This window comes from Bacillus hominis, assembly GCF_018332515.1.
In the GTDB taxonomy this organism is placed as follows: Bacteria; Bacillota; Bacilli; order Bacillales; family Bacillaceae_G; genus Bacillus_A; species Bacillus_A hominis.
Genome location: NZ_BOQD01000588.1, coordinates 1 through 2,813, shown reverse-complemented (window position 1 = coordinate 2,813; position 2,813 = coordinate 1). Strand labels below are relative to the sequence as shown.

Here is a 2,813-nt window from a genome sequence, read left to right as displayed (position 1 = left end):
AACGGGACAGTATTTAGATCAATCCATCTAAATACTGTCCCGTTTTTTATATGCAATTCTTCAATGATATAGTAAACCGATCATAACAAAAAGAACCTGTAGAAAATCCTACAAGTTCTTTTTCAAATATTATTAAAAAGGAAACAACAAACTATCTCAACATTCATTGCAGGGAGACCATTTTGATTATGGCTTGGCTTTATTATATATCAAATATAAAGATTTGAAGGGATTGATTTTTGAAAATTATGTGAATTCAATAACCATGGTTTTTATATTAGGTATTATTAATTTCGTTTATCACTAACTTCTTCTTACTTAAATAAACTGCTCGATCCGATTTTTTTGCAACTTCTTGTGAATGTGTAACAACAATTACGCATTTATTTTCTTGATGCGCGAGCTCCTGGAACAACTCAATAATTTCACTTGCCGTTTCTTCATCAAGATTTCCTGTTGGTTCATCAGCAATAAGTAAATCAACATTGCAAGATAATGCTCGAGCAATTGCTACACGCTGTTGTTGCCCGCCACTTAGTTGCAGAACATTTCGTTTCGCTTCTACTTCTGTGAGCCCTACCTTCTCTAATAATTCTAATGCCCTTGCAGTTTTATTTTGCACTTTAACACCTGTAATTTCCATTGCTGTTAGGACATTTTGAAGAGCGGTCATATAGGTAATCAAATTATAAGATTGGAAAATTACAGATACATTTTGATTACGGTATCGATCCAAACCAATTTTTCGAATATCTTTGCCATTATACAGTACATAACCATTTTTAGGGACATCCAGCCCACAACCTAAGCTGAGTGTTGTAGTTTTACCAGATCCAGATGGCCCTAAAATCGTGTAGAAATGCCCTTTTTGAAAAGAAAAGTTAACATTATCTAGTATCGCTACATTTTTCCCATTACTTTCATAATAATAATCCAAATTTTTGAATTGTAAAATCGTCTCCATATTGAGCCTCCTTATTCATCTTTTAAAAGAATTTGTTTTGGGTTTAAGCGTAGAATAGATAAGGCTGGCAGAAGCGTTGCTAATATAGCAATAGCTAGTCCAATTCCCCCCATTTTTCCTACATCTGCTCCTGTTACACTTACATCAATTTTATCAATTGGCTCTTTTTTTTGGTCTTGTAGACTACCACCAGGTCCAGCCACCATTACAGTACCATTTGGTGAGGTGTCTGTTTCTTCACTTGCTGTAGCAATTTCACTCGAAAGTAAGTTCTCCCCTACGAATTGAGAAACTTTAGCTCCTGTTGTTACGGATAATCCAAATGCTAAAATAGCAATACACACCACTTCTACTACGAACTGCGCCATCAGTTTCCATTTTTTCTCTCCAATGGACAATAAAATCCCCATTTCCTTACGACGTGCTTTAATCGATAACATAATAATTAATCCTAAGATAATCGCACCTGCAATAGATACCATATAGATAATCATTTGAGACGTAGAAGCAATATTTTCGATAGGACCAATCATTTGTTTGTACAATGAATCTTGTGCATCTAACTTAAAATAATTAAAATCAATATCAGATTTTTTTGCTTCTTGTTTAAATGCATCAATGTATTGTGGATCGTTCAATAAGTACACAACTTGAATACTACTACTCATACCTTCATCTGTTTCTAATTTTTTTAAAGTAGAGTAAGGCATATATAGTTTATTAGCTGGATTCATCATAGGAGGGGGATTTTGACCCATTGGTTGCTCATTCGTTTCGTAAATACCGATAATTTCAACTTCAAGAGTTTCCTTCTTATCCCCTGATTGAACTTTAACTTTATCTCCTACTTTCAAATTGTTTTGTTCCGCTAATCGTTTTTCCATTAAAGCTACATTCTGATCTTTCATCTGTTCTGTAATTGGTTTCCCATCAATGATTTTACTTTTTCCATTTTTAAAGCTTTCTTGTAATAAAGTCTTGCGAACTCCTTCTATCATAAGAGAAGAATTCATATCTATTTCTGAACCTGAACCTGATCCTCCCACCATTGCAACGCTACCTTTTCCTTTTCCTTCTCCCTCTGAAACTCCTACTAATTTAAATCCATCTGCAATCCCGAAATTATGGGTTATATAATTATAGTCTTTTACATACTTGGACTTCGCTAATTGATCTGTTTCTTTTGTATTGAGCTGCGGCGGATTAGGCGCTTCTCCAGTTTCTCTTGCTTGTTTTCCTAATTTATCAAAATCAAGACCTAAAGTAACATCTGCACCCAGTTTTTTTCTTGCTGCATCAGCAGCTTTTTTTGATGCATTTTGGATTGTGAATCCTGCCAACACTAAATTTGTAACAATTAGGAAGACTGCCATCAAAATTAATGATGTTCCTACTCTTTTTTTCATACTGAGAATTGCGCGTTTCATAAAATTCATTTTTTTCTTACCTCCTTGATAACTTGTATTCTATATAGGTTATCTAGAGTCTATATGGAGCTAATCGGTAGTTTATCTAGAGATATAAGGAGTTTATGTGTAGTTATTCATTGACCTGGTCAAGAAAACCGGAACACAAATTCAAAAACGCAATCGTTTTTGAATATTGGTAAGGAGGTAGTCCACATACATAGAGTTAAGATTCATTGAATGAGAGCATACAAATCTATGCTTATTATGTAATTGCTATACAACAAATAAAAAGCACCCTATTTGAATGGTTATATGTGTGTTTATTAAATATAAAAATCCATTAATGAATATGGAAGTTTATTGAAGTTGGTTGGATTTTTAATAATAATATTGTGTTAAAAAGCCTAACCCATAATTTTATAAGTTAGGCTTTTATGTTA

The 2,813-nt window shown here is 33.4% G+C and carries 2 protein-coding genes; both read right to left on the bottom strand.

Translation table 11 applies throughout. From position 1 onward, the window contains the following. Window positions 1-277: 277 nt before the first annotated feature. Complete coding sequence (locus tag KI356_RS27500; RefSeq protein ID WP_212937040.1) at window positions 278-964, bottom strand: ABC transporter ATP-binding protein; 687 nt, start codon at window positions 962-964, stop codon at window positions 278-280. 11 nt (window positions 965-975) lie between these two features. Next, on the bottom strand, window positions 976-2,400 hold the full coding sequence (locus tag KI356_RS27495) for an ABC transporter permease (protein ID WP_212937039.1): 1,425 nt from the start codon (window positions 2,398-2,400) through the stop codon (window positions 976-978). Window positions 2,401-2,813 lie beyond the last annotated feature (413 nt).